Annotated in this window: 20 protein-coding genes; 14 read left to right on the forward strand and 6 right to left on the reverse strand. The window is 66.3% G+C overall.

Annotated features, from left to right (window positions below; all coding sequences use genetic code 11):
• Window positions 1–76: 76 nt before the first annotated feature.
• Both KF785_15025 and KF785_15030 read left to right on the forward strand, forming a co-directional pair.
• On the forward strand, window positions 77–1,447 hold the full coding sequence (locus tag KF785_15025; protein ID MBX3148075.1) for an alpha/beta hydrolase: 1,371 nt from the start codon (window positions 77–79) through the stop codon (window positions 1,445–1,447).
• A gap of 22 nt (window positions 1,448–1,469) precedes the next feature.
• Window positions 1,470–3,848, forward strand: a complete 2,379-nt coding sequence (locus KF785_15030) for an Ig domain-containing protein (protein MBX3148076.1) — start codon at window positions 1,470–1,472, stop codon at window positions 3,846–3,848.
• A gap of 85 nt (window positions 3,849–3,933) precedes the next feature.
• On the opposite strand, the gene KF785_15035 is transcribed toward KF785_15030, so the two are convergent.
• Genes KF785_15035 through KF785_15045 form a run of 3 tightly spaced genes read right to left on the reverse strand, consistent with a single transcriptional unit; the run spans window position 3,934 to window position 7,067 of the window.
• Window positions 3,934–4,659 (reverse strand): ABC transporter ATP-binding protein, encoded by a 726-nt coding sequence (locus tag KF785_15035; protein ID MBX3148077.1) that lies wholly within the window; start codon window positions 4,657–4,659, stop codon window positions 3,934–3,936.
• 1 nt (window position 4,660) lies between these two features.
• Window positions 4,661–5,887 (reverse strand): ABC transporter permease, encoded by a 1,227-nt coding sequence (locus KF785_15040; GenBank protein MBX3148078.1) that lies wholly within the window; start codon window positions 5,885–5,887, stop codon window positions 4,661–4,663.
• Window position 5,888: 1 nt separating this feature from the next.
• Entirely contained in the window at window positions 5,889–7,067 is a 1,179-nt protein-coding gene (locus KF785_15045) for an efflux RND transporter periplasmic adaptor subunit (GenBank protein ID MBX3148079.1), read from the reverse strand.
• 243 nt (window positions 7,068–7,310) lie between these two features.
• Between KF785_15045 and KF785_15050 the strand changes: the two genes are divergently transcribed.
• The 9 genes from KF785_15050 to KF785_15090 all read left to right on the forward strand — a co-directional run bounded on the left by KF785_15050 (window position 7,311) and on the right by KF785_15090 (window position 18,848).
• The gene (locus tag KF785_15050; protein ID MBX3148080.1) at window positions 7,311–8,711 is read left to right on the forward strand and encodes a peptidoglycan DD-metalloendopeptidase family protein; all 1,401 of its coding nucleotides are present in this window, start codon (window positions 7,311–7,313) and stop codon (window positions 8,709–8,711) included.
• Window positions 8,699–11,341 (forward strand): Ig-like domain-containing protein, encoded by a 2,643-nt coding sequence (locus tag KF785_15055; protein ID MBX3148081.1) that lies wholly within the window; start codon window positions 8,699–8,701, stop codon window positions 11,339–11,341. Before KF785_15050 ends, KF785_15055 begins: the two co-directional genes overlap by 13 nt.
• Window positions 11,342–12,028: 687 nt before the next feature.
• On the forward strand, window positions 12,029–13,507 hold the full coding sequence (locus tag KF785_15060) for an SDR family oxidoreductase (protein MBX3148082.1): 1,479 nt from the start codon (window positions 12,029–12,031) through the stop codon (window positions 13,505–13,507).
• 19 nt (window positions 13,508–13,526) lie between these two features.
• Window positions 13,527–14,405 (forward strand): CPBP family intramembrane metalloprotease, encoded by an 879-nt coding sequence (locus KF785_15065; protein MBX3148083.1) that lies wholly within the window; start codon window positions 13,527–13,529, stop codon window positions 14,403–14,405.
• A 169-nt stretch (window positions 14,406–14,574) separates the two neighbouring features.
• Window positions 14,575–15,600: an amidohydrolase family protein gene (locus tag KF785_15070; protein ID MBX3148084.1), complete on the forward strand. Its 1,026-nt coding sequence runs from the start codon at window positions 14,575–14,577 to the stop codon at window positions 15,598–15,600.
• Between the two features lie 215 nt (window positions 15,601–15,815).
• Window positions 15,816–16,589, forward strand: a complete 774-nt coding sequence (locus KF785_15075; protein ID MBX3148085.1) for an alpha/beta hydrolase — start codon at window positions 15,816–15,818, stop codon at window positions 16,587–16,589.
• Window positions 16,590–16,661: 72 nt separating this feature from the next.
• Window positions 16,662–16,994, forward strand: a complete 333-nt coding sequence (locus KF785_15080; GenBank protein ID MBX3148086.1) for a hypothetical protein — start codon at window positions 16,662–16,664, stop codon at window positions 16,992–16,994.
• Window positions 16,995–17,054: 60 nt separating this feature from the next.
• Window positions 17,055–17,642: a DUF2306 domain-containing protein gene (locus KF785_15085; GenBank protein MBX3148087.1), complete on the forward strand. Its 588-nt coding sequence runs from the start codon at window positions 17,055–17,057 to the stop codon at window positions 17,640–17,642.
• Window positions 17,643–17,981: 339 nt separating this feature from the next.
• On the forward strand, window positions 17,982–18,848 hold the full coding sequence (locus tag KF785_15090) for a universal stress protein (protein ID MBX3148088.1): 867 nt from the start codon (window positions 17,982–17,984) through the stop codon (window positions 18,846–18,848).
• 15 nt (window positions 18,849–18,863) lie between these two features.
• On the opposite strand, the gene KF785_15095 is transcribed toward KF785_15090, so the two are convergent.
• Window positions 18,864–20,297: an amidase gene (locus KF785_15095; GenBank protein ID MBX3148089.1), complete on the reverse strand. Its 1,434-nt coding sequence runs from the start codon at window positions 20,295–20,297 to the stop codon at window positions 18,864–18,866.
• 184 nt (window positions 20,298–20,481) lie between these two features.
• Here KF785_15095 and KF785_15100 point away from each other — a divergent pair, with 184 nt between their 5' ends.
• The 3 genes from KF785_15100 to KF785_15110 are packed head-to-tail and all read left to right on the forward strand — an operon-like array spanning window position 20,482 to window position 22,239.
• The gene (locus KF785_15100) at window positions 20,482–20,841 is read left to right on the forward strand and encodes a DUF1304 domain-containing protein (protein MBX3148090.1); all 360 of its coding nucleotides are present in this window, start codon (window positions 20,482–20,484) and stop codon (window positions 20,839–20,841) included.
• Window positions 20,842–20,868: 27 nt separating this feature from the next.
• A complete protein-coding gene (locus tag KF785_15105) occupies window positions 20,869–21,357 on the forward strand; it encodes an isoprenylcysteine carboxylmethyltransferase family protein (GenBank protein MBX3148091.1) in 489 nt (162 codons plus the stop codon).
• Window positions 21,358–21,390: 33 nt separating this feature from the next.
• Window positions 21,391–22,239, forward strand: coding sequence for an alpha/beta hydrolase (locus KF785_15110; GenBank protein ID MBX3148092.1), 849 nt, complete (start codon window positions 21,391–21,393; stop codon window positions 22,237–22,239).
• A 9-nt stretch (window positions 22,240–22,248) separates the two neighbouring features.
• Here the strand turns inward: KF785_15110 and KF785_15115 are convergent, their stop codons facing one another.
• Window positions 22,249–23,022, reverse strand: coding sequence for a hypothetical protein (locus KF785_15115; GenBank protein ID MBX3148093.1), 774 nt, complete (start codon window positions 23,020–23,022; stop codon window positions 22,249–22,251).
• Window positions 23,023–23,029: 7 nt separating this feature from the next.
• A complete protein-coding gene (locus tag KF785_15120; protein ID MBX3148094.1) occupies window positions 23,030–24,187 on the reverse strand; it encodes an NAD-dependent epimerase/dehydratase family protein in 1,158 nt (385 codons plus the stop codon).
• Window positions 24,188–24,218: the final 31 nt, after the last annotated feature.

Consider the following 24,218-nt stretch of genomic DNA (forward strand, 5'->3'; position numbering starts at 1 on the left):
TGACTAGGCAATATCAGGTCTACGCCGAGATGTACAGCATCGACTCGATCTTCAGTGACCCTGCCGAGGCGAGAGCATGGCTGCTAAGGTGACGCGGACGCGGCGCATCTGGGCCTTGTCCTGGGTCGGGGTGGCGTTCGGGCTACTGTGGCTGGCGTTAGCGGTCGTGGCCAGCTTCCGCTACACCGGACGTGACGGGCGGATCGATGCTGTCCGGCAATACTGGGACGTGATGGCGTTGCCCGGAAGCGAGCTGTCGCTGCCGATGATCGTCGTTGCCGCGGTCGTTCTGCTGGTGCTGCTGGCTGTTGGTGCGCATCGGTCGAGGGCGGGTGGCGCGGGTGTCGCACTGACGCTGGCTGCTGTGGCACTCTTGGCTTTGAGCCTCGCACGGGCCGGCGGCGAGCCAGGCCGGATCCAGCGCACGCTCGAAGGGGGGCTGGGTGCTGCCTTCCTGGACGAGATTCCTCCGGAGCGCCGAACCGGGGCAACCGCGCCGCTCCGGTTTTCCGAGTGGGCCAGGCCTCTGAACTTCGACACGCAGGGCATCGAGACCATTGCCGACATCCCGTACGGCGCGTACGGTGAGCGTAACCAGCTCGATCTGTTGCGGGCTGCCGACAACGCGGGAACAGGGCGCCCCGTGCTGTTGCACATGCATGGGGGCGGGTATGCCTTCGGTCGCAAGAACCTGTCGGCCCTGCCGCTGTTGCATCGGATGGCGCGGGCCGGCTGGATCGTCGTGACGATCAACTATCGGTTGGCGCCCGAGGCGCGCTGGCCGGCGCCGCTGGTCGATGCCAAGCTGGCAGTGGCCTGGATTCGGCAGCACATCGCCGAGTACGGCGGCGACCCCGCCTTCATCGTTGCCACAGGCGGTTCAGCCGGAGGCAATCTGAGCTTGTTCCTTGCGTTGAAGGCAGGCGAGAGGGATCTGCAGCCCGGCTTCGAGGACGTCGATACGCGGATCCAGGCTGCGGTTCCGTACTACGCCGGCTTGGAAGACTATGACTTTGCCAATCTCGGTGACCTGCTCGTCAACCACCTGCGCAACAATGTGCTGCCGGCCGAGCGCCGTGACGATCCTGCGGCCTGGGCCGAGCTGCTGCCGGCCACCTTCATGCACGCTGCCGCACCGCCGGTGCTGATTGTAACTGGTACGCACGACGCGCTGGCGCTGATCGAAGGCGCGCGCCAGTTTGCGGCGCGCTTGCAGGCCGTCTCTCAGTCGCCCGTGCTGCTGGCGGAGGTGCACGGCGGCTTTCATGGCTTCGATGATACCGCCTCGCTGCGTACCCAGGCTGTGGCGCGTGGCGTCCACCAGTTCCTCGAGCATGTGTACGCCCGGTGGCAGTCAGTCGCTGCCGGCACCTCGCCGCCTGCGGCTGCCGGTGGTGGCGCAGCCGGGATGAGCCAATCTGGAGGGAACTCGCGCGTGACGAGATGAGCCTTACAAGGATTCTCTCGTCATGCGCCGTTTGTTGGTCGCCTTCGGCTTACTGGCCGCCTGTTCGTCATCTCCCACTACTCCAGCACCTGCGCCGCCGCCGCCGCCGCCACCTCCTCCGCCCCCAGCCGCGGTGGCCTCCGTGGCGGTCGAGCCTGGCACGGCTTCGGTCGTGCCTGGCGGGACCGTCACGCTGACGGCAACGCCACGGGATGCGGGTGGAGCCGCGTTGCAGGGTCGGACGGTGACTTGGGCCACCAGCAACGCGACGATTGCGAGCGTCTCCAGTGCCGGGGTGGTCACCGGTGTGGCGGCAGGGGGCCCGGTGACGATCACCGCGACCAGCGAGGGTCAGAGCGGATCGGCCCAGGTCACGGTCACCCCGCCCCCGGTCGCGACGGTGGCCGTTGCGCCGGGAACCAGCGCCCTCACCATAGGTGCCACGGCCACACTCGTCGCGACGGTACGGGATGCCGCCGGTGCGCCCCTGACGGGTCGCACGGTCAGCTGGGCCTCGAGCAACGAGGAGGTGGCGACGGTCTCCGAGACGGGCCTCGTCACCGCGGTCGCTATTGGTGGACCAGTGACGATCACGGCGACGAGTGAGGGCGTCAACGGAACCGCGCAAGTGACGGTTGAGCCTGTTGCATCGGCCTCCTGGGCTTCCAGCACCGAGGCACGAATCAGCACGATCGATCCCGTCATCAGCTTCTCGGCGTTCTCGGGTGTGGTGGTGGGGACGGATGGCAGCGCGCTCGCCACCAGCCAGACGCAAGTATTCGAGCGGGCGGCCAACGGAGCCTGGAACACGACCGGCACGACGCTGCCCGGGATCGGCGCCGTGATCAGTGCGCACATCGATCCGGCCGGTCGCGGGTGGGTCAGCGGAACCAATGGGGTACTGTACCGTCGCACGGCACCCGGAGTCTGGGTTCAGGAGGTGACGGGTACCAGCTCTCAGGCCATCTATGCGGTTGCCATTCGCGCGGACGGCAGCGGGGTCGCGGTCGGGAATCCCGGGGGCACGATCCGGATGCGCAGCGCAGCGGGTGTCTGGAGTGCGGCGGCCTCAGGGACCTCCGCCCTGCTGGGGAGCGTTGCAGTCGGAGGCCCAAGCTTTGCGCTTGCTGCAGGTACACCGATAACCAGTACAGCGGGGACCGTGCTTCGCTGGAACGGTACTGCCTGGGCAGCGCTCGCGCTCCCAGTCAGTCCGTTCCGGCCCCGCCACATCGTCCTGGTGAGTGATACCGAGGCCTACATCACGGGCGTCTCCGGCGGGGCGGTTGGTACGGACAACAGGGTCGTGATTCTCCGCTGGAACGGTACGGCGCTTACGGTTCTGCACCAGGGTCCGGTCACCCCCTGGATCAACATCGCAAGTGCCACTCGCTGCCCGAATGGCGCCATCTATGTCGCCGAGTCGTTCGGTCGGATCCTCCGCGTCGCTGGGGGAACGGTCGAGGAGTTCGTCGCCCCGCGGGCCCTCTATGCCGACTTTGCCGCGATCCTCTGCGAACCCGACAATCGCCTGGTGGTGGCTGTCGATGCATTCGAGCGCTTGGTGCTTCGGCAGGCCGGGAGCGGGTGGGAGACGCTCCGCTGGCTGCCTGATCTGACGACGGTTGCGCTCGGCGGTGGGGGCAACGAGGTGATGGCGACGAACGGCAGCGTCGCGCGGCGGGCGGGCGGGCAGTGGGTCCGCAACGGCCGGCCGCGGACCAGCATCCCGACCCAGGGCGTGGCATCGAAACTCTGGGCTTCTGGCACCAGCGCCGTGATCGGTGGCGAACCTGCCGGTCACTTCACAGGCACGGAATGGGTCTGGGGGCCGGACGTGCCAGCCCGAGGGGCGCAGGCCATTTGGGGCGCCTCGCCGACGCAAGTCTTTGCTGTGGGGCAGGCCGGTGTGATCGACGTGTTCAATGGCGCAGCATGGAGTACGACGCCGATTCCGGCCGGTGGCCCGTCCGCGCTGACGCGACTCCGCGGCGCAGGAGGCTTTGCCCTCGGCCATGGTGGTGCTGCGCCGTCCGGAGTCCAATGGAACGGAACCTCTTGGAGCGTCTTTGCCGCAACGCCCCCCGGCGGTTGGGGTGAGATCGAGGTCTTTTCGTCTACTGACGTGATCAACGTCAACGCGTCAGGTATCGCCGCGTGGAACGGCGCCAGCTGGACCTTGCGACCCAATTCTGCCGTCACCGGGACCATTCGTGCTGTCGTGGCCCGATCGGCGAACGACGTTTACGTGTTTCGGGACGCCGATATTCTCCACTACAACGGCGCCACGCTTGCTACGGTGGGAACGGTGAACGGAACTGTGCGCGCGGCAGCGCGTCATGGCAACGAGGTGATCGCCGTAGGCGATGGCGGCTTGGTCCTGCGGGCGACGCTGCCGTGACGGCCTGCGCGGTCGCCATGCGAGGCGCGCCGACCGCCCTCCCATGAGTCATGGCGAAGTTCGATCTCAGCGACAGCGGGTAGACTTATGATACCGCCTGCCGATCCGGGTTCGCGCTGTCGCTCGCAATCCGGCCGTCCACGAAGTGCACCACGCGGTCGCACCGCGCCGCGAGCCGTTCGTCGTGTGAGACGATGATGAACGTTGTGTGGTACCGCTCATTGAAGCTGCGCATCAGCTGAAAGACCTTCTCACCCGACTCGCTGTCCAGGTTGCCCGTCGGTTCATCGGCCAGGACCAGCGGCGGGCGCAGCATCAGCGCGCGCGCAATCGCCACGCGCTGCTGTTGCCCGCCGGACAGGTCGCTCGACAGGTAGTTCGCGCGATCCGACAACCCCACCTCATCGAGTAGTTCCGCCGCGCGGGCGGTCATCTCGTCGTTTCGCCTGCCGCGCAGCGCGAGCATCGGCAGCAGCACGTTCTCCAACGCAGTGAACGCCGTCAGCAGGTGATGGAACTGGAAGACGAACCCGATTCCTTCACCGCGGAGCCGAGTCGTCCCGGCCTCATCCAGCGTGCCCGTGTCCACCCCTCGGTACCAGAGGCGTCCAGAGGTGGGGGTGTCGAGGAGACCGATCAGGTTGAGCAAGGTGGACTTGCCCGATCCGGACGGGCCGGTGAAGGCAACGAACTCGCCAGCGTCGATTGCGAGGTCGATGCCGCGCAGCGCGTGCGTCACCACGCGCCCGCCATATGCCTTCGTGACGCCCTGGAGCCTGAGCAGCGGTTCAGCCTCTCCGTCAGGTGTCATCTCAGCCGGACCGGATGGCATCGGCAGGATTCATCCGCGCGGCGCGCCGTGCGGGAAGCAGCGCGGAGACCGTACCGACCACGATCGCGATCGTGGCAGATCGGAGGTAGAGTGCAGCGTCGAGGTCCACCGGGAAGGTCGGGCTTCCGTCGGGGTTGGTCGATGTCGACGCGAAAAAAGTGCCGAGGCCCACGCCGATGCCGATGCCGATAGTCGACCCGATGGCGCCGAGGATGGCGCCCTGCGCGAGGAAGATGCGGAGGACCTGCCGGGTCGACGTGCCCGTGGCTCGGAGGATGCCGATTTCCCGCGACTTCTGAACCACCGACACCGCAAGCACACTGGCAATGCCCAGGGCGACAGCGAGAACGACGAAGGTTTGGATCATGATGCTCGAGGCGCTTTGCGAGCGCAGCCCGCGCAGCAGCTGGGCGTTGGTCGTCATCCAGCTGTCGGCGACGAGCCCGGTGCGGCCCACGATCTCCTCGGCTATGCCGTCCGCAGCATAGATGTCGGCCACGCGGGCTTCGATGCCGGAGGCCCCGCCCTCGATGCGGAACAGGCTCTGGGCCGTGCGCAGCGATGCGAAGACCCACCGCTCATTGAGGTCCCGGTTGCCGATGTCGAAGATCCCGGCCACGGTATAGGCGGCAAGCATGGAGGCGGTGTCGGCTCCGACCTGCAGCCGCACCCGCCCACCCACGCCCACGCCCAGATCGCGGGCGAGCTCCACTCCGATCACTACTTTGAGTCCGTCGAGGTCGAGCCGGCCCGAGACGAGCAGGCTGTCGAGGGGAACGATCTGCCGGTACGTCTCGGGCTCGATGCCGCGCAGCGCGACGGCATTGGCGCCGCTGCCGCGCATGGCAATCGCGGCGCCGCTGATCGTAGGCGTGGTTGCCAGCACGCCCGGTACGTTCTCCATGGCTCGCCGGGCCTGCTGCCACTGCACGATGCTCTGCACCCGCTGGGCCGGCCGCTCGATCCGCACCTCGCGCACGCCGGCGTCATCCGCGCTGAGCAGGCGCGGCACCTCTTCGCGCGGGCGCACCACGATGTGCGGCTGCGAGCCAAGCGTGGTTGCAATGAGCCGGCGCTGCAGCCCGCCGATCAGCGCCGACAGGAAGACGATGACCCCGACGCCGACCGCGATGCCGGAAAGTATCAGCGCCGTTTGGGTCCGCCCCTCGCGCAGGTAGCGAAGTGCGACGATCAGCTCGAACGGCATGCTAGTTCCTGACGCGAACCCGCGCCCCCGGTTGCACCGACGCGGGCAGTACGAACTCTCCCTCGACCAGACCGCCCACGACTTCGATATGGGCCTCACCGATGATGCCCACCTCGATCCGGCGTCGCTCGGCCTGACCGCCGTTGTCGACCAGCACCCAGGGCTCCGGCGTGCCCAGACCCCGCACCGCTGCCCTCGGCACGACCAGCACGTCGGGGCGACTCGCGACCTCGATGTTCACCGACACCGTCATGTCCGGTATGAGGTGCGCGGGCGGCTCGCTCACGCTGAACCGGACCTCAACAGTGCCCTGTGCGGGGTCGATCGCGGGTGCGATCCAGGTGATCCGGGCCCCGAAGCGCTCGGCAGGATAGGCATCGGCGGAGATGAGGGCGCTGGCACCGAGGCGGAGATCCGCGAGGTTGTCCTCGCTCGCGTAGGCAACGATCTCGGGGCTCGCCGCCGCCGCCAGCTGAAGGAGAGGCTGCCCTGGCGTCGCAACGACGCCAGGGTCCACCAGGCGCGCGATCACCGTCCCGGCCTCAGGCGCCGTGATGCGCGTGTTTGCGAGCCGAGCCTCAGCTGCCGCAAGGGCTGCCTGCGCTCGTTCCTCCTCGGCGAAGTTTCCGGCGGCCGCCCGGGCCTGGGCGGCGGTGGCAATCGCACGGGCGTCCTCGGCCGCCTTCACCGCCGCTTCCACCTCGCGCGTGCTGACTGCGCCTGCCTCGTATAGACGGCGCGTCCGTTCCAAGTCACGCTCGGCTTGCGCGAGCGCAGTGGCTGCCTGGGTGCGCACCGCCTGCGCCTGTCCGCTTGCGCTCACCAGCGCGGCGCGAGCCTCGGCGACCGCTGCCCGGGCCTGCGCGTCGTCGAGTTGCACGAGCAGTTGTCCGGCCCGGACTTGCTCGCCCTCGCGAACGAGGACCCGTTGGACGATGCCCGTCGTCGTCGCCCCGACGCTGGGGCGCGTCGGGGGCCGCACCCGCCCGGTCAGCACCATGACGCGTGTGACGTCACGTCGCTCGACGCGCGTGGCTTCCACGGCATCGGAGCACCCGAGCACGAGAGCGAGCGGCGCGGGGGCGAGCGCCAGCAGCGCGAGGAGCCACCATCGACGGCGTCGAGGCCTGATGTCATTGGATACCGCCGCGCGCGGTTGGCGCGTGGATCTGGGGGTCATGACACGAATCTAGCCGCGCTGCCTGCTGCCGCGTATCGGCCCCCGACGCTCCGGAGCCGGCTCGGGCTGTACCGGCAGAGCAGAGGTGACCAGGCTGCGGATGACAGCACGAGTCATGGCCACGGGACGAACGGACTGGGTAACTCGAGGTCGGCCTGGCGGGAAACGCTCCGGTGTTCCGCCCTTGTCCACTTTGGCGGATGATTGTCGCCGTGAGGGCAACCCTCACTCTGCGAGCCGGCTATGTTCCCCCCGCTGTCCCGGGCGATCTCACTTGTGCTGCCGGCTCTGCTGTTGACTGTTCTCGCGTGTGGCGGCGGTGCCGGCCCGTCGCCCCCCCCGGCTCCCCCCCCGCCGCCGCCGCCCCCGCCACCGCCGGCCGCGCCGGTGGTGGCGACGGTCGAGGTTACCCCCGCGACGGCGAGCCTGCTGGTGGGTGGTGCCGTGAGCTTGAGTGCTTCGGCGAAGGATGCCGCCGGGGCGGCTATTGCTGGCAAAACGTTCACCTGGACGAGCCAGGCGCAGACCGTTGCCACTGTCACCCAGAGCGGTGCGGTGACCACGCTAGCTCCGGGGACTGCGGTTATCACGGCCTCGGTAGATGGGCGGACTGGTCAGGCCTCGGTCGAGGTGGTCGATCCGCTCGTCATTCCAGTCTTCGGCCGTCCGTTCGGTGCCGGGGTGGACTACTTCACGACCAACCTGCACGACCATGACATTCCGCAGTCGTTTTTCGACAACGGCCGGAAGGTCAGCTTCTGGGGCGAACAGTACGACATTCTCGGCTACGAGGGTCACGAGGGGTACGACTGGCGGATGGCCGAGGGGACACCAATTCTGGCCGCGGCTGCCGGATCGGTGGTTGCCGCAGTGAGTCCGGCGTTCTTCTGCCCTGTCACCAACACCACGATCCCGGAAGACGGCAACGGCCTGGTGGTGATCGAACACCAGCTGCCTGGAGGTGTCCGGCTCCGGAGCCTTTACGCCCACCTGAGTCGCCGCGATGTGGCGCCTGGCCAGCCGGTGACTGCCGGCCAGCAGATCGGCTTGAGCGGCAATGTCGGTTGCTCTCTCAATCCCCACCTCCACTTCGCGGTGTTCCGGCTGACGCAGACGAACAATGGTCAGCCCTCGCTGATTGATCCGTATGGATGGGAGGGACCAGGCCCGGATCCCTGGGTCGGCAATCCGGGAGGCGCAAGCAGCATTCGCCTTTGGAAGCAGGGCCAGGCGCCCGAACTCTTCTCCCGTCACACCCGGCCGGTCAACAACGCTGGGGGATCGGTGTTCTTCGGCCTGACCGAGGCCCGCGCGATGGGGTACCGGGACGACATCAATCCGAACAATGAGTACGTGGAGATTTCCCGGGATCCCGCCTTCGCCCCGGCGAGCCTGGACATCGGAGGTGCCACGATTCGCACCCGCGCAGGGACCCAGTACACGGTGCCGGCAGGCACGCTCCTCTCCGGTGCCACGCCGGCGATCCGGATCTATACCGGCCCGGGTACCAATTCCCCAACCATCCTCTACATGGGCAAGTCCGCGGGAATCTACGACAATCGCCGCGAGTGCATTTCCGTGTTCAACGCAGCGGGCCTGATTCGCAACCAGCTAGCCATGGGAGTCGACGGATGCAGCCCGTAAGCTCGGCATGGCGCCGATTGATTGCTTCGCTGGTCCTGGCGGCGGCCTGCGGTGGTGCTGAGACCGGTGGGCCGACACCGCCTGCGCCTCCACCTCCGCCCCCGCCGACGCCGGTGGCATCGGTCGAGGTTGCGCCGCCGGGCTCTCCTGTGTTGGTGGGCGCTCAGGTGCAGCTGAGTGCCATACCCAGAAGCGCAGCAGGTGCGGCGCTTTCGGGTCGCACGGTCGCCTGGCGATCCGATCATCCGGTCATCGCCTCCGTCGGGAGCACGACCGGCCTCGTGACCGGGCACGTCCCTGGGTCCGCAACGATCGTGGCGACCGCCGAGGGCGTGTCGGGCACGGTGCAAGTGACTGTCGTGGCGGTCGCGGCCCGCGTGGTTCTCGATCGCGACACCGCAGTCGTCCAGCTGGGAGCGACCCTCCAGCTTGCTGCGGAAGTCCAGGATGCGGAGGGTGATGTCATTGCCGGGCGGACCGTGGCGTGGACGACGACGGCGCCGACGGTCGCGACGGTCTCGGCAACCGGGGTGGTGACGGCTGCGCAGACTGGTCAGGCGCGGATCGTTGCGACGGTCGACGCGGTGGCCGATACCGTCCTCGTCGTGGTGGCGCCTGGCCCGCTCGTGCTGACCCTGGGCACCGCGGCGGCAGTGACCCGAACCGTCGGTCCCGCAGGAGATACACTTAGGACGACGGCACCGGACGGAACAGGTTATACCCTGGTGATTCCGCCGGCTGCGTTGGAGCAACCGGTTGCGATCACCATGACTCCGATCACGGCTGCGCAAGGCGTTCCGCTGAGCGGCGGGCTTGCCGGGGGTGTGGATCTCAAGCCCTCGGGAACCAGCTTCCTCTTCCCGGCAACGCTCTCAATCAGTACCTCGCGGACGCCTGGGGCCGGGCAGCAGCTGGTGGGCATTGCCTACTCCGGTACCGGGGATCAGGTCCAGCTGGCAACCGCGGAGGCGAGCGGCGGTGTCATTTCGATCCCGGTGAGCCACTTCAGCGGAGCCGGCGCCGGTTTCGGAACGGCGCAGGACATTGCCACCCTTTACCTGTCGCAGAGGCTGGATGCCACCAATGCCGACTCCTACGTCGCGGGCCTGGTCAACGCCGCCGCCTCGACGCCGCGGGATCCGCTCGCTGAATTGGGCATCTATCTGGCTTGGTTCGATCACGTCGTCCTTCCACGGATGAAGGCGGTGACGACAGATGCGCAGCTTGCAGGTGCCATAGCGGTGTACAACAGCTGGACCATCGCGGGCGACCGAATCGGCTTGAGCCGGTCAGTGCCCCAGGGCGAGAGTCACCCGGACTGGGCATCCCGGCGGGGACAATGGCGCACTGACGCCGCCGGGAAACTCAAGGACGCGATCCGGGGCAACCTGGCCCTCTGCGCTCAGCCTGGTCTGGCCAGCGCCCGGGTCACGGCCCTGGACAATGCGCTCTTCTGGTATCGATTGGCGAGCTGGTCATACAATCTGGCTACCGCGGAGTACGGTCTGGATCTCGCATGGCTCACAGCAAACCTCTGCGCGACGGTGGTGGCGGAGGGCGTCACCCTGGCTGACCCACTGGCGAGCGGGCCGAACCCGCTGACGCTCACCTTCAAGCTGTCGTTCCCCGGTGGTCAGGTGACCCTGCCCGCCAACTTCTTCGTGACCCCGACGCTGACGAGCGGATCAGGTACCCTGCCTACCGCCACCGCGGAGTCGCCTCCGGGCTACTACGAGGGCACCGTCATTCCGACCGGAGCCGGAGCAGCACAGCTGACGCTGCGAGCCTGCTACGCAGGGTCACCTCGCACCATCTTCCTTCTACTCGGCGACCCCAACGAGGTCTGCGGAGTTACGCTCGTTGAGCGAGGCGGCACGCCCGAGTATCTGGTGCGTCACCATACCGACGTCCGATTCTCGCCCGAACCCGAGTCGGGTCCAGACTGCAGCGCGACGACGAGCCGCCTGGCTGGCCTTACCGCGAATCTGAGCGAGTCGGGAGCCTGCCGTATCTACGGGCTCGACGTGGCCGGTCGAGCATCGCTCGCGGGATCTGCGACGCAAATGGCCCTCGAGGCAGAGGTGAGTCGCTCGTCGGGTTCGCAAGAGGCCCATGAGGTGACTGCCCAGGCGTTCTCCACCCTCACCGATCGGGTGGTGATCACGGGTCCCGGGCTGGCAGGTACCCAGGGTGTGATACGCTTTCGTCTGGAAGTGACGGGGTCCGTAACCACGACCGGACCCTGTACGCCGATCCTCGACATGATCGAGGCACGATGGACGATTCAGACCAGGCTTCAGCCGCAGCTACAGCCGTTTGGCGGCGGGTCGCAGCAGGCGTTTGCGACAGTGCGTGGCCTGGCTGGACCGTGTGCTGGCCAGACGACGGGACCGGTACCGCCAGTCAGCCTCGTCAGCAATGAAGTGACCTTTACCTACGGGGCGCCCATCTACCTGTTTCACTCCCTGGCGTTGTTCACCGAAACCCGGCGACCGAGCCCGGGACAGGTTCCTGCCGCGAGTGCGCGCGGGCAGGTGACCTTCCGGTGGCTCGGTATCCAGGGCCTTCCTCCCGGTGCTACGGTCACCTCGGCAACCGGCATCGATTGGAACAGGCCCGCGCCGCCCTGATCCGCGCTCGACGCCCGCTGTGGCCTGACGTGTAACCGTCAGTTGCAGCGGGCAGCCGGGTGAGCCTACTCTTCCAGCGACGCCGCTCCGTTCCCAGACGATCGGCGGGGTGGCGCGGCCGCTCAGCTTCATGAACACTGCTGCTCGAGGCTGACGTCGTTAGGCGGTTGCCGGGGAGGTGAAGGTGAGGCCGCGACGAATCGAGGTCAACGACCTGATGCAAACGGGCTACGTCTATCGATTGACGGAGCCTGTGGGTCGCAACTTCCACCCGGACTTCCGACCTGAACTCACCCCGAAGCAGATGCTGAGGCTGGGCGTATTCGGTGGGAAGTACATGACCGATTGCGCCGGAGAGTATCCTGACGACTGGTTCGCGAACGCCAAGCTGTGCCCCGAACGACGCGACCCCGCGCTCAACTGTTTCGGCGTCAACGCCTCCCAGCCCCTTACCGTCTGGCAAGCGAAGGGATGGATCTATCAAGAGGACCCGCGGGGGTGGTTTCAATGGTACTGCCGATACTATCTGGGGAGACGGTGCCCGGACGACGAGCGGCAGATTCGACGGTGGCAAGGGGTTCGACGGCACGCTGCCCAGCTTGCCCGACACTGCCGGCCGCGTGATTTGAACTGCCGACGCAAACAGCGACAGGCGCTGCTCCACTGGGCCTACGACTCACGACGGATATGAGTAGCGGGAGCCTCATCCTTCTTACCGGAGCCACCGGCTACGTCGGCGGTCGACTGCTGCCGCTACTCGTGGAGAGCGGCCGGCACGTTCGGTGCCTGGCTCGGCAGCCTGAACGGCTGGCGGCGCGGGTTCCGCCTGGTGTCGAGGTTGTATCCGGCGATGTGCTCGATGCAGCATCGCTTGCGCGGGCCATGCAGGGGGTCGACGCCGCGTACTACTTGGTGCACTCCATGGGCACGACGGGCGATTTCGAGGCGCAAGACCGGCTGGGAGCGGAGAGTTTCGCGGCCGCGGCTCGAGCTGCGGGCGTGCGGCGAATCATCTATCTCGGCGGCCTCGGCCAGGACGACGCAGGGTTGTCGGCCCACTTGCGCAGCAGGCACGAAGTGGGAGATCGGCTGCGCGCGCACGGCGTGCCGGTGATCGAGCTGCGCGCGTCCATCATCATCGGATCGGGCAGCTTGTCTTTCGAGATGATTCGTTCCCTGGTGGAGCGATTGCCGGTGATGGTGACGCCGCGGTGGGTTCGGGCAAAGTCACAACCCATCGCCATTGAAGACGTTCTGGCTTACCTCTGCGGCGTCCTGGCGGTCGATACCGGCGATCGCAGCCTTACGATCGAGATTGGCGGCCCCGACCAGGTCTCCTATGGTGAACTGATGCACGAGTATGCGCGGCAGCGAGGGCTGCGGCGCTGGATGATCCCGGTGCCCTTCCTGACCCCCCGGCTCTCCAGCCTCTGGCTCGGCCTGGTCACACCATTGTATGCCCGAGTTGGCCGCAAGCTGATCGACAGCCTGCGTCATCCGACGGTGGTGCAGGACGATACCGGCATGCGCTTGCTTCCAATCCGGCCGATTGGGGTGCGGGAAGCGATTGCGCGCGCGCTGCGAAACGAAGACTCGGCCTTCGCCCAGACCCGCTGGTCTGACGCCTTGTCGGCCGCGGGGGCGCCTCGGCAGTGGGGAGGGGTCCGGTTCGGCAATCGGCTGGTGGATTCTCGGAGCATGGTTGTGGCAAGTGAGCCCGCCGCCGTGTTCGCCGCCGTGGAGCGCATCGGGGGTGCGACGGGGTGGTACTACGCCGACTGGCTCTGGACCCTGCGCGGCTGGCTGGATCTGCTGCTGGGCGGAGTCGGGATGCGTCGGGGGCGTCGTGATCGACAACGTCTGTTGGCGGGAGACTCGCTGGATTGCTGGCGGGTCGAGTCCATCGAGCCGGGCAGGCGGTTGCGCCTGGCGGCTGAGATGAAACTGCCAGGTCGGGCGTGGCTGGAGTTCGAGGTGCTGCCACATGCTGAAGGATCCGAGCTGCGCCAGACGGCCACGTTCGATCCGCTTGGACTTCTCGGGGTCGCCTATTGGTATGGCATCTGGCCGCTCCATCAGCTCGTGTTCGCAGGGATGTTGCGAGGTGTTGCCCGCGCAGCCGGCAGACCGGCGACAGGACGCGCTGACGAGAGCGCCCACACCTGAGCGGTCAAGGAGTCAGATCATGATGACGCTCGTGCGCAAGTATGCGTCGGCGAGCTATTTCATCCTGGCATTCGCCCTCTCATGGGGTGGCGTGGGCGTACTGATCGCTCCGGGCGAAGTTCCCGCACCTCCAGCGCGCGCCGATCAGCTGTTTCCGTTCGTCTATCTTGCCATGCTGGTAGGACCCGCGGTGGCAGGTGTCGCGATGACCGCCATCACGCAGGGTTCCGATGGCCTGCGCTCGTATCGCATGCGCTTGGTCCGATGGCGTGTCCCCCTGCGGTGGTACATGATGGCGCTGCTCACGGCGCCGCTCGTTCTGGGCGCCACGGTGGCAGGGTTGTCGCTGCTGTCGGCGGCGTTCACGCCGGCGATATTGCACGGCAGTACCGCAGCAATCGGGCCGGCCACGGCCGGCAGCGTGACCTCGTTACTGCTGTTCGGTGTTGCGGTGGGGGTTGGTGCTGGCATCTTCGAGGAACTGGGGTGGACCGGCTTTGCCGTCGCCAGCATGCGCGAGCGCCATGGTGTTCACCGCACCGGGATCCTGGTCGGTTTGCTGTGGGGGGCGTGGCATTTCCTGGCGGTGTACTGGGGAAGCGCCGAGGCCTTCGGCTCGGTGCCGAGGCCCGTGTTCATGTTGGTGGCGCTGTTTGCCTACCTGCCGCCCTACCGCGTGCTGATGGTCCGCGTCTACGCCAAGACCGAAAGCCTGCTGCTCGCAATCCTCATGCACGCGAGCCTCACCGCCAGCATGATCGTGCTGAGACCGGACGTCGCAGGGACTGCCGCCGTGGTCTATAACCTGTCCTTCGGCGCCGCCCTCTGGCTGCTCGTCGGGCTGACGGCGGGCTGGGCTCCGCATCGGGCTCAAGGGCGCGACGATACTCGACAGTGACCGTCGTCTCCGCCTGCCGAACGCGGCCATCTGGTGGCAGCGCACAGGCTCCATTTTGGGTTATTATGTGTCATATCCGAGAACGCCTCCGCGTGGCGAGGACTCGCTTCGCGGCTATCCTTGAGACCTTACCGATCCAGACGTCGGTGAGGGGATTGGAGTGGCAGCGATGAAGGTTGAGGCCTCAGGGCTTGTTCCGTTCCTTCTCCTGACGGTCTTCTGGTCTGCGCAGCTATCTGCACAGCGACCGCTTCCCATCATCGATGTTCATCTGCACGCGCATCCTGTCGACGGTCAGGGCCCGCCGCCAGTCGCGATGTGTACACCGATTCCTGCATTTCCCGCGTGGGATCCATCCCAGCCGTACGGCGCCTTCATCATGGGGATGCTCAAGCAGCCTCCCTGCAGCGATCCCGTCTGGTCGCCCGTGACCGACCAGGCGCTGATGGCGGGGACCCTCGAGGTGCTCGAGCGGAGGAACATCATCGGCGTCCTGAGCGGAGCCGCCGATCGGGTGGCGAAGTGGCGCGCTGCAGCCCCGGGCCGGATCATTCCGGCTCTCGAGTTCAGCGTTGTCGAACATGCAGCGGTCACCCCGGATTCCCTGCGCCGCCTCCACGCCGCGGGGCAGCTGGCCGTACTCGGCGAAGTCACCAACCAGTATGCCGGTGTTGCGCCCGACGACCCGCGGATGGCGCCTTACTGGGCCCTGGCGGAGGAGCTCGATATCCCGGTCGGGATTCATGTTGGCACCGGTCCGCCCGGCGTGATCTACCTTGGTGCCAGCGGCTACCGGGCTCGACTGCACAGTGCGCTGACCATGGAGGAGGTGCTGGTCCGCCATCCGCGGCTTCGGGTCTATCTCATGCACGCCGGGTTCCCACTGCTCGATGACCTCTTGGTTGTGCTCTACGCGCACCCGCAAGTCCATGTGGACGTCGGCGTCATTGCCTTCACACAGCCGCGCCCCGTGCTCTACCGATATCTCCAGGGGATCGTGGAGGCTGGCTTCGGCAATCGCATCATGTTCGGCTCGGATCAGATGGTCTGGCCCGGGGCAATCGAGCGTGCCCTCGCCGCCATCGAGCAGGCACCATTCCTTTCCACAGCGCAGAAGCGGGATATTCTCTATCACAATGCAGCGCGATTTCTGAGGCTCAGTGAGAGTGAGATTGCCCGTCATCATGGCAAGTAGGCTGACGGGCGCGAGCGGCATCCTCGTGCCCGCTGGTCGCGGCCGATGCGGCCGAGTAGTCCGGAAGATTGTCTGTACCGGACTTGCGTTTTTCGGTCGCTTGCTCAGGTTCGCCAGAGGCGTTGCCGGGTGGTGGTTCGGTCGCGCCGATACAGCGGGCTGATATCGGCGGTGGTGTCTCGCTGTCCTATGTTGAGCGCGGCACGGGTCAGCCCGTGGTCCTCGTTCACGGCAGTCTGGCAGACCTCAGCTACTGGGAGCAATCACAACAGCTTGCCATGCTCGGCGACAGGCATCGTGTCATCGCCTACAGCCGCCGCAACAACTATCCGAACACAAATGTGCCAACCGGCAACCACTCTCCATTGGTCGAAGCTGCCGACCTTGCCAGATTCCTGGAGGTGCTGGAGACGGGACCGGTTCACCTGGTCGGTCACTCCTACGGCGCGTACACCGCGCTGGTGTTTGCGATGGAGCATCCAGCTCAGCTGCACAGCCTCATCCTGGCAGAGCCACCGCTGATCTCGTGGCTGCCCGAGATTCGGGGCGGAGCCGGAATCTTTGAGGGCTTCATGGCCAAGGTCTGGGATCCCCTGGCGGAGGCATTTCGCAGCGGCGGCGACGAAGGCGGGTTGGACTTTACCGCGCGGTGGTACTTTCAGCAGCCTTTTGGAGAGGTGGATCCGTCCTGGCAGAAGCTGTTTCGCGACAACGTCACTGAATGGCGGGAGCTCGCCTTCTCACGCGCAACATACCCGAAGCTGGACTTCGAACGGGTCAGGGGCATCTCGGTTCCAACACTCCTTCTGTCTGGCGGGAAGAATCTGGGTGGCTTCAATGATCTCATCGATGCCCACCTCGAGCATCTTATCCGCGGAGCCGAACGAGTCACCATTCCCGACGCGAGTCACGAGATGTTTCTGGACGCGCCTCGGGTCACCGCCGATCTGATGCTGCAACACTTCGCCCGCCAGCGTCCCGTCCACTAGATTCCCCAACGTTGGTGTCGACGCAGGCCGGCTCGAGACCCCCGCTGTCAAGCCGCGGCTGGAGAACGAACGATGAGTCCGACCTCGGTCCTTCGCGTGATCAAGGCCGTCCATACGCTGGTCTGGGCTGTGTTTGCCTCCTCGATCCTGGCGATTCCGGTGGCTGCGTTCTCTGGTCGCTTGCGCCTTGCGTGGCTGCTGGTCGGGTTCGTGGCAGTCGAGGTGCTCGTGCTTGCTGCCAATCGCTTGCGGTGCCCGCTGACAGACCTGGCGGCCCGGTATACAGCCGAGCGGCAGGATAACTTCGACATCTATTTGCCGTTGTGGCTGGCACGTCATAACAAGGCCGTCTTCGGCACGCTGTACCTTGCTGGGACGATCTATACGGCTGTTCGGTCAATCTGAACTGAACCTCGATTGACTGGCCAACAGGGGGCGTCAATGCAGCGAGTCGGCTGGGTTGTCATGGTTGTGCTCTCGAGTCTCGTGGCGGCGTATGTTGGGATCCTGCTCCTGATGCCTCAGCTGGGCCCTCCCTTCCTGAACGAGATGCGCTCGAGCCGACCGCTTGCCATGTATGCACACTTCGCCGGCGGGATGTGGGCGCTGGCAGTCGGCCCCTGGCAGTTCCATCAGCGGCTTCGTGATCGCGCGCTGTCGTGGCACCGATGGCTGGGGCGCTCCTATGTTCTGGCGGTTGGGCTGGGCGGGCTTGGCGCACTGTCGCTTGCTCCATTCGCACAGACCGGGGTCGTGGCGAGTATCGGCTTCGGTGCGCTCGGCGTGCTGTGGCTGTGGTTCACTGCGGCGGCGTTACGTCAGATCCGGCGTGGAAATCGTGAAGCGCATCGGCAGTGGATGGTTCGGAGCTTTGCGCTGACCCTGGCAGCGGTGACCTTGCGCGTCTACCTGCCGTTCAGCTTCGCGGCACAGGTCCCGTTCGAGGCCGCCTATCCCACGATTGCCTGGCTCTGCTGGGTGCCAAACCTGATCGTGGCTGAGTGGTACCTCAAACGACGTCGCGGGCTCCCGTCGGCCCAAACGAGCACCTGACGGGTGCACAGGCGAATGGCCTCATCGGTGCAGGGGAGGGCCGTCACTTGCGGTGGAGCTTGCGCAGCTAACCCGGACGGCGTTGGGCAGCGACAGCGGATTTGGGGTTTGAGGCAGGCACTCGCTTAGCCATATTGGCAAGGCCTCGCCCCTTTGGGTCGGTTCGGACCGATGGCGGTTGGCGGGGTTTGAAGCGGCTCGACACGATGCCACCAGCTGAGGATATGTCAGATGCCAAACCGCACCCGGGGCAGTGGTGCCACTGAAGAAGGCACGTCTCGCCTCCCACGACTTGGTTCCCTGCTCGTTCCCTTAGATCTCACTCCAGTATCGGATCGCGTGGTTGGGCGACTTGCCCGGCTCCCGCTTGCCCCCGGTGCTCGCATTACCCTGTTGCATGTCGTTCCCGACAGCCTGCCGGCAGGCGCCCAGAGGCGTGCCGAACGCGACGCCAAGCGCGTGTTGGCCGATACGCGGGCGAGCCTGGTGAAGGGCCTATCCAAAGGTATTGCCGTGCAGACGGTCGTCCGCTTCGGCGCCGCTGCGCGCGAAATCAGCGCCAATGCTGCAGCAACCGATGCCGATCTCGTGGTCATGGGCCGCGGTGGCGAGCGCGGTCTGCGCGACCACTTCCTTGGATCAACCGCCGAACGTGTCATCCGACAGGTGCAGCGCCCGGTACTCGCGGTACGCCTGCTTCCGCGTAAGGCCTATCAGAGGCCCGCCCTTGCCCTGGAGCTCGATCAGGCGCCTGAGGCGGTTCTTGCCCTGGCGCTTCGTCTGCTCGCTCCCCCTCGACCGAGCATCTCGGTTATTCATGCTGCCGAACGGCCCTATCGAGGGCTCGTTTATCCGAGCCTGTCTCAGTTGGATGCGGAGGAGGATCGTGAGCACTACCGACAAAGGGCGATCGATGCACTGAGGCGACGCCTCAACAACGCATTGACACAGGTGAAGGCTCCGATGACGGAGGTGCCGGCATGGCGATTCCACGTCCGGGTCGGTGACCCGAGGAACGTCGTTTCGAGTGTCGTGCGGAAGGAGCATGTTGACCTTCTGGCGCTCGCAACACGCGGCTACCGAGGCCTCGCGCACGCCTTCCTTGGCACTGTCGCCGGCGACCTGTTACGACAAGTGACCTGCGACGTGCTGATGGTGCCGCCGCCCCAACGGGCCCGAGTTGGCTCGCGAGATTCCGGGGAATGAGCCCGGCCCGAGCAGTCAGAAGTTGGCAACGTGGATCCGAGGCCGCCGCTGCCGCCATGGCATCGCCTCTTCCAGGGCCGCCGCGACTCGAAGCAGCAGATCCTCGCGACCATATCGGGCCACCAGTTGAATCCCGAGCGGGAGCCCCTCAGAGGACTCTGCCAGCGGCAGACTGATGGCCGGCTGCCCCGTGAGGTTGAAGAGCGCCGTGAATGGCACCTTGGTAAACACCCGCTCGAGCCAGGCCGGACCATCGAGCGTGCGATCATCCGCATTCATCCAACCGAGCGGCCACGCCGGCTCCGCATTCGTTGGCGTGACGAGCAGGTCGACAGCCTCGAACCAGGCGCCGACAGTCCGGTTGACCGCATTGCGGTTGGCATCCGCCTGCATCACATCGCTTGCTGTCAGCCGCTGCGCATGGTGGTAGAGGGCCAGCGTGGTTGCCTCGACGGTGTCGAGGTTCAGGGGCCGGCCGAGTGCTGCGCTGAGCTGGCCCAGGCCGTGACCGGCAAAGGCCGCGAAGTAGGTGGTCACCGCATGAGTGAGGGCCTCCCGCGGCACCGGCGGGTCCTCTGCTCGCACACTGTGCCCCATCTCAGTCAGCAGCTTCGCAACCGCTTCAACGGCAGCAATCAGCTCGGCATGAACCGGAAAGCCATTCGGAGGTGCTACCGACCAGGCGACTCGCAGCCGTTCAACCGGCGAACCTATCTCATCACGGTACGGCCGCGCCGGCGGCGCCAGCCAGAAGAGTTCGCCGGGAGCCGATCCGTGTACCGCATCCAGTAGCGCAGCGGAGTCGCGAACCGTGCGACTCACGGCGAACTCGATCCCCATACCGCCAATCGGACAGTCGCCATCCGGACCGATGGCCACGCGACCGCGAGTCGGCTTGAGACCAACCAGGCCACAGCTGGCGGCCGGGACCCGTATCGAACCGCCGCCGTCATTGGCGTGCGCAAACGGAACGGCCCCGGCCGCCACCAGGGCAGCCGACCCGCCACTCGATCCGCCGGGGCTCCGCGAGAGGTCCCAGGGATTCCGAGTTGCGCCGTTGGCGATCGGTTCCGTGGTTGCATTGCAGCCCATCTCGGGCGTGTTGGTGCGCCCAAGAATGGCGAGCCCCGCACCACGGAATCGGCTCATCAGTACCGAATCATGCGGAAAGGCCAAGCCCCTGGCGAGTCGGGAACCCATCTCATGCGTGACGCCCCCCGCATGGGCAACGAGATCTTTGACCAGGAACGGCACGCCCGCGAACGGCCCGTCCCCTGCTGCGTCGAGCGGTCGATCGAACAGGTTGCCGACGACGGCATTGATGGCGGGATTGACGGCCGCAATCGCACTGCGCGCGGCCGCCTCCACCTCCTGACGAGAAACCTGCCCCGAATGGATCAGATCCGCGAGCGAACTCGCGTCCTCCGCACTGTACTCGCGCTGATGCATGGTTCGACCTCGAGCCCGTCAGGTGTGGGCCTGTAAATGGGAGCCTGATGATACTACCTGTGGTGTCAACTACCCCCTGGCTGGCGTCGGGAATGTTGCTGCCCGGGTATTGGGAGTATTGTTGAGGTGCGTCCCTGACCCTGATGGTCGGGATCACGATCACTCGAGCACCAGACCGCTCAGTATGGCCACGATAGCCAGTGCAGTCGTTGTTCTCGTCGCCGCCCTGCATGCCTACTTCCTGGTGCTGGAGATGTTCCTCTGGGACAAGCCGGTTGGGCTGCGAGTGTTCCGGCAGAGCCGGGAGCGCGCGCTTGCGACCAAGGTGCTCGCCGCCAACCAGGGGCTCTACAACGGCTTTCTCGCGGCCGGCCTGCTGTGGGGTGTTGCGCGGGGAACGGACGGTGTTGACGTCACTGTATTCTTCCTCTCCTGCGTAATCATCGCAGGCGTGTTCGGAGCACTGACGGTGAGTCGCCGGATCTTCGTCGTGCAGGCGCTGCCCGCGCTGCTCGGTCTGGTCCTGATCCTGACCGGCCGATAACGAGCGAATTCATCGATGGAGACGGCAGTGAGAACAGCTGCGCACAACCGCTGGTGGCGAATCGGGGAGGTCGTACTCGGCGTGCCCCTGCTCGCCGCGATGCTGCTGCAATGGCTGGTGCCTGTGGCGCTGCCGACCGGGGGGCATCGCGGTGTCACGATCGCCGCCGGTGTCGTCCTGTCGATCATGGGATTGCAGGTCATTCGCGCGGCCCGCCGCGAGCTGGCGCGGTACCGTCAGCCGACCGATCCGGGGCATCCGACGGAACGCCTGGTGACCACGGGGATCTTTGCGTACTCGCGGAATCCGCTCTACGTCGGCGCGGTGCTCTTCCTGATCGGCCTGGCACTGGCTGCAGGCTTGACCTGGATGCTCGTGCTGCTGCCGCTCACCGTAGCGGCCTGCTACTTCATTCTGATTGCGCCCGAGGAACGGTATCTCACGGCGACCTTCGGGGTCGAGTACGCCGGGTACGTCCGCACCGTCTGCCGTTGGATGGGCCGACCCGCCAGCTGAGCCGTCCCTGTCCTCTCCGCAGCCAGAGCCGGTATGGATCTCGACGCAGTAACCACGATGGTGGACCTGGCCGGCGAACGCTTTCCCGTGGTCGATACCGGCAGCGGCCGTCCGGTCCTGCTGCTGCACGGGTTTCCCGACTCTCGTCACCTCTGGCGCTATCAGATACCGGCGCTCGTCGAGGCCGGCTACCGCGCCATCGCCCCAGACTTGCGTGGCTTCGGAGAGGCGCCGAGGCCGGCGGAGGTCCGGGCGTATCGGCGACCGTTCCTGGTGGCAGACGTGCTCAACCTGCTCGATCGCATGGAACTCGAGCGCGTCGCGCTCGTGGGGCATGACTGGGGTGCGTCGCTGAGCTGGAGCGTGGCCGGTTCGTATCCGGATCGGATCGAGCGGCTGGCGGTGCTGTCGGTTGGTGCGCCAACGAGCCCGGGATGGGAGACGATCCCGCAGCGGGAAAAGTCGTGGTACTTCGACTTCTTCTGCAAGGTCGGATACGCCGAGGCCATGCTCGTCCGGAACGACTGGAAGCTGTTCCGCGACTGGAGTCGAGGACAGGGCGACCAGGAACGCTACCTGCGCGATCTGGCGCGACCCGGCGCACTGACAGCCGGTCTCAACTGGTACCGCGCCGCGTTCATGCCTCCGTTGCCTGGTGAGGAACCGCTGCCCAGTTTGCCTGCCTGGGATCAGGTGCAGTGTCCGACGCTCGGCGTCTGGAGCGAGGGTGATCCGTTTCTGCTCGAGGCGCAGGTCGCCATGTCGGGCCCGATGGTCAACGCATCGTGGCGCTACGAGCGGGTGGCCGAGGCGGGGCACTGGCTGATGCTGGATCAGCCGGTGCGCCTCAATGCGTTGCTGCTCGATTTTCTGGGGAGTTGAACGGCGCAGTTACTTCTTGCGCTTGGCGTCGCCGCCGGGTGGGGCGAACTCCCGAACCGTCAGCGCGGAGCGATGATCGTACGGCGTCTTCGACCCGTCGGGCTCCTGGCCGCGGTGATACCGCTTCTGCCACTTCTCGGCCCGCGCCTCGCTGCCCTCGACTTTGAGATCGTCAATGAAGGTGGCGCGTGATTCGACCCACTCGTCGTACTTCGCTTTGGTACGCGGGTCGGCCGCGAGGGTCGAAAGCTCCGGACGGGTTCCCTCGAGCATACCGATCGAGACCGGAACGATGAAGCAGAAGGGCTCGCCCTTCTCGAACCGGATCGTGACATCCGGCCGAGTGAAGCGCCAGTTCATCGTGAAGGGATAGGGCGCCCAGGAGGTCTCGATCACCCCGGCCAGCGCCGCGATACCATCCTTCGGATCGTTCGGCGGCCCCATGGCCATCAGGGAGATCCCGGCTTCGGTCCGGAACAGGTAGCCCGTGTGGAACGTCAGCACTCCGACGCCGAAGTGGCTGATGACGGCGTCCGCCGGTCCTTCGAGGATCTTGACCGTCGCATCTTCCATCCGAGTGCCGCCATTCCAGGTGGCCTCGAAGGTAACGGGCGACAAGAGTTCCCATCCGAACGAGTTCGCGATGGTGAGTGGCAGACAACGATAGGCAAACCGATGAGGCGAGTCGTCCATCCACTGGCGTCGAACCTCGCCCGGCCGGATGACCGGGGCTTCGTCCGTCAGTCGGTAGGCGATCAGTCGCTTGGTGCCGAGGTTCTTCATGGGTGGGTTACCCCTGTCGTGCGTGCCAGGCGGCGAGCAGCTCACGCTCCCGGGCGCGTGACATTCCCGCGGCGCGCTTGGCTCGCTCGGCGGCCGGACGTGCTTTATCCCACTCGAGCGTGTCGAGTGCCGTGACGGCAAGGGGGCGGAAGGTCAGCCCGGCGTCGACCGCTCGCTGGACGCTGACATAGGAAAGCGGGTCTCCGGGCGACCAAGCCGGGACTTCGCTCCAGATGGCCGCCTTCTGCTCCGCAAGGAAGGTCTCCGGCACCCAGGTCAGTGTCACGGGCGTTGCGGTCACGGCCCGGCAGGCGGCGAGCGATTCGACCATGGAGAGGCGCGTGCCGGGGCCGGTGGCGTTGTAGTCGCCCAGCGTGCGATTCTCGACGAGGCGGACGATCCACTCGGTCAGGTCGCGCTGGTCGATGATCTGTGAGGAATGGTTCGGATTCCCCGGACACAGCACTTCGCCGCCCTCGTCGATCCGGACCGGCCAGTAAGTGTAGCGATCGGTCGGATCGGTCGGGCCCACGATCAGGCCCGGTCGCACGACCGTGGTCCGACCGGGAAACGCGGCGTGCGTCAGGTTCTCGGCGATGGCCTTGGAGAGCCCGTAGGGCACCGCCTCACCGTCCTTCCAATTGGGCGGCGGTGCGAACCGCTCGGATGTCTCGTCGACCGCCGGCTTGGTCAGCACGGTGCCGGCGGTGGCGTAGCTCATCGTTGCCGTGCGATAGGCTGAAATCGACGAGACGAAGAGATAGTGGTCGGTCGAGTCCTTGAGCGCCTTGACGCTCCGCGCGACCCATCGGTAGTCACGAGCGTTGTTGTCGAGGACGGCGTCCCATTTGCGCTTACTGAGCACGCTGAGGTCGCCCTCGCGATCGGCAATCAGGTGTTCAACGCCAGCGACCTTGGCCTGGCTCCGTCCGCGGGTCAGGATCGTGACCTCGTGACCCCGCTCGACGGCATACCGAACCATGTGGGGTCCGATGAAGCCGGTGCCGCCCAGCATCAGGAGCTTCTTGGGCGCCCCGGTCCGGTCGGTCGACGGACGCTCGGGCCGTGCCGGTTCTGTCTGGGTCCGGCCTTCGGTCGAGCCTAACGCCAGGCCGGTGCCGATCACGGTGGCGGTACGAAGAAAATCGCGTCGGGACGCGGGCATCAGGGATCCTCGAATAGGGGTGAAATCTGCC

The organism is Gemmatimonadales bacterium, assembly GCA_019637315.1.
Lineage (GTDB): Bacteria > Gemmatimonadota > Gemmatimonadetes > Gemmatimonadales > GWC2-71-9 > SHZU01.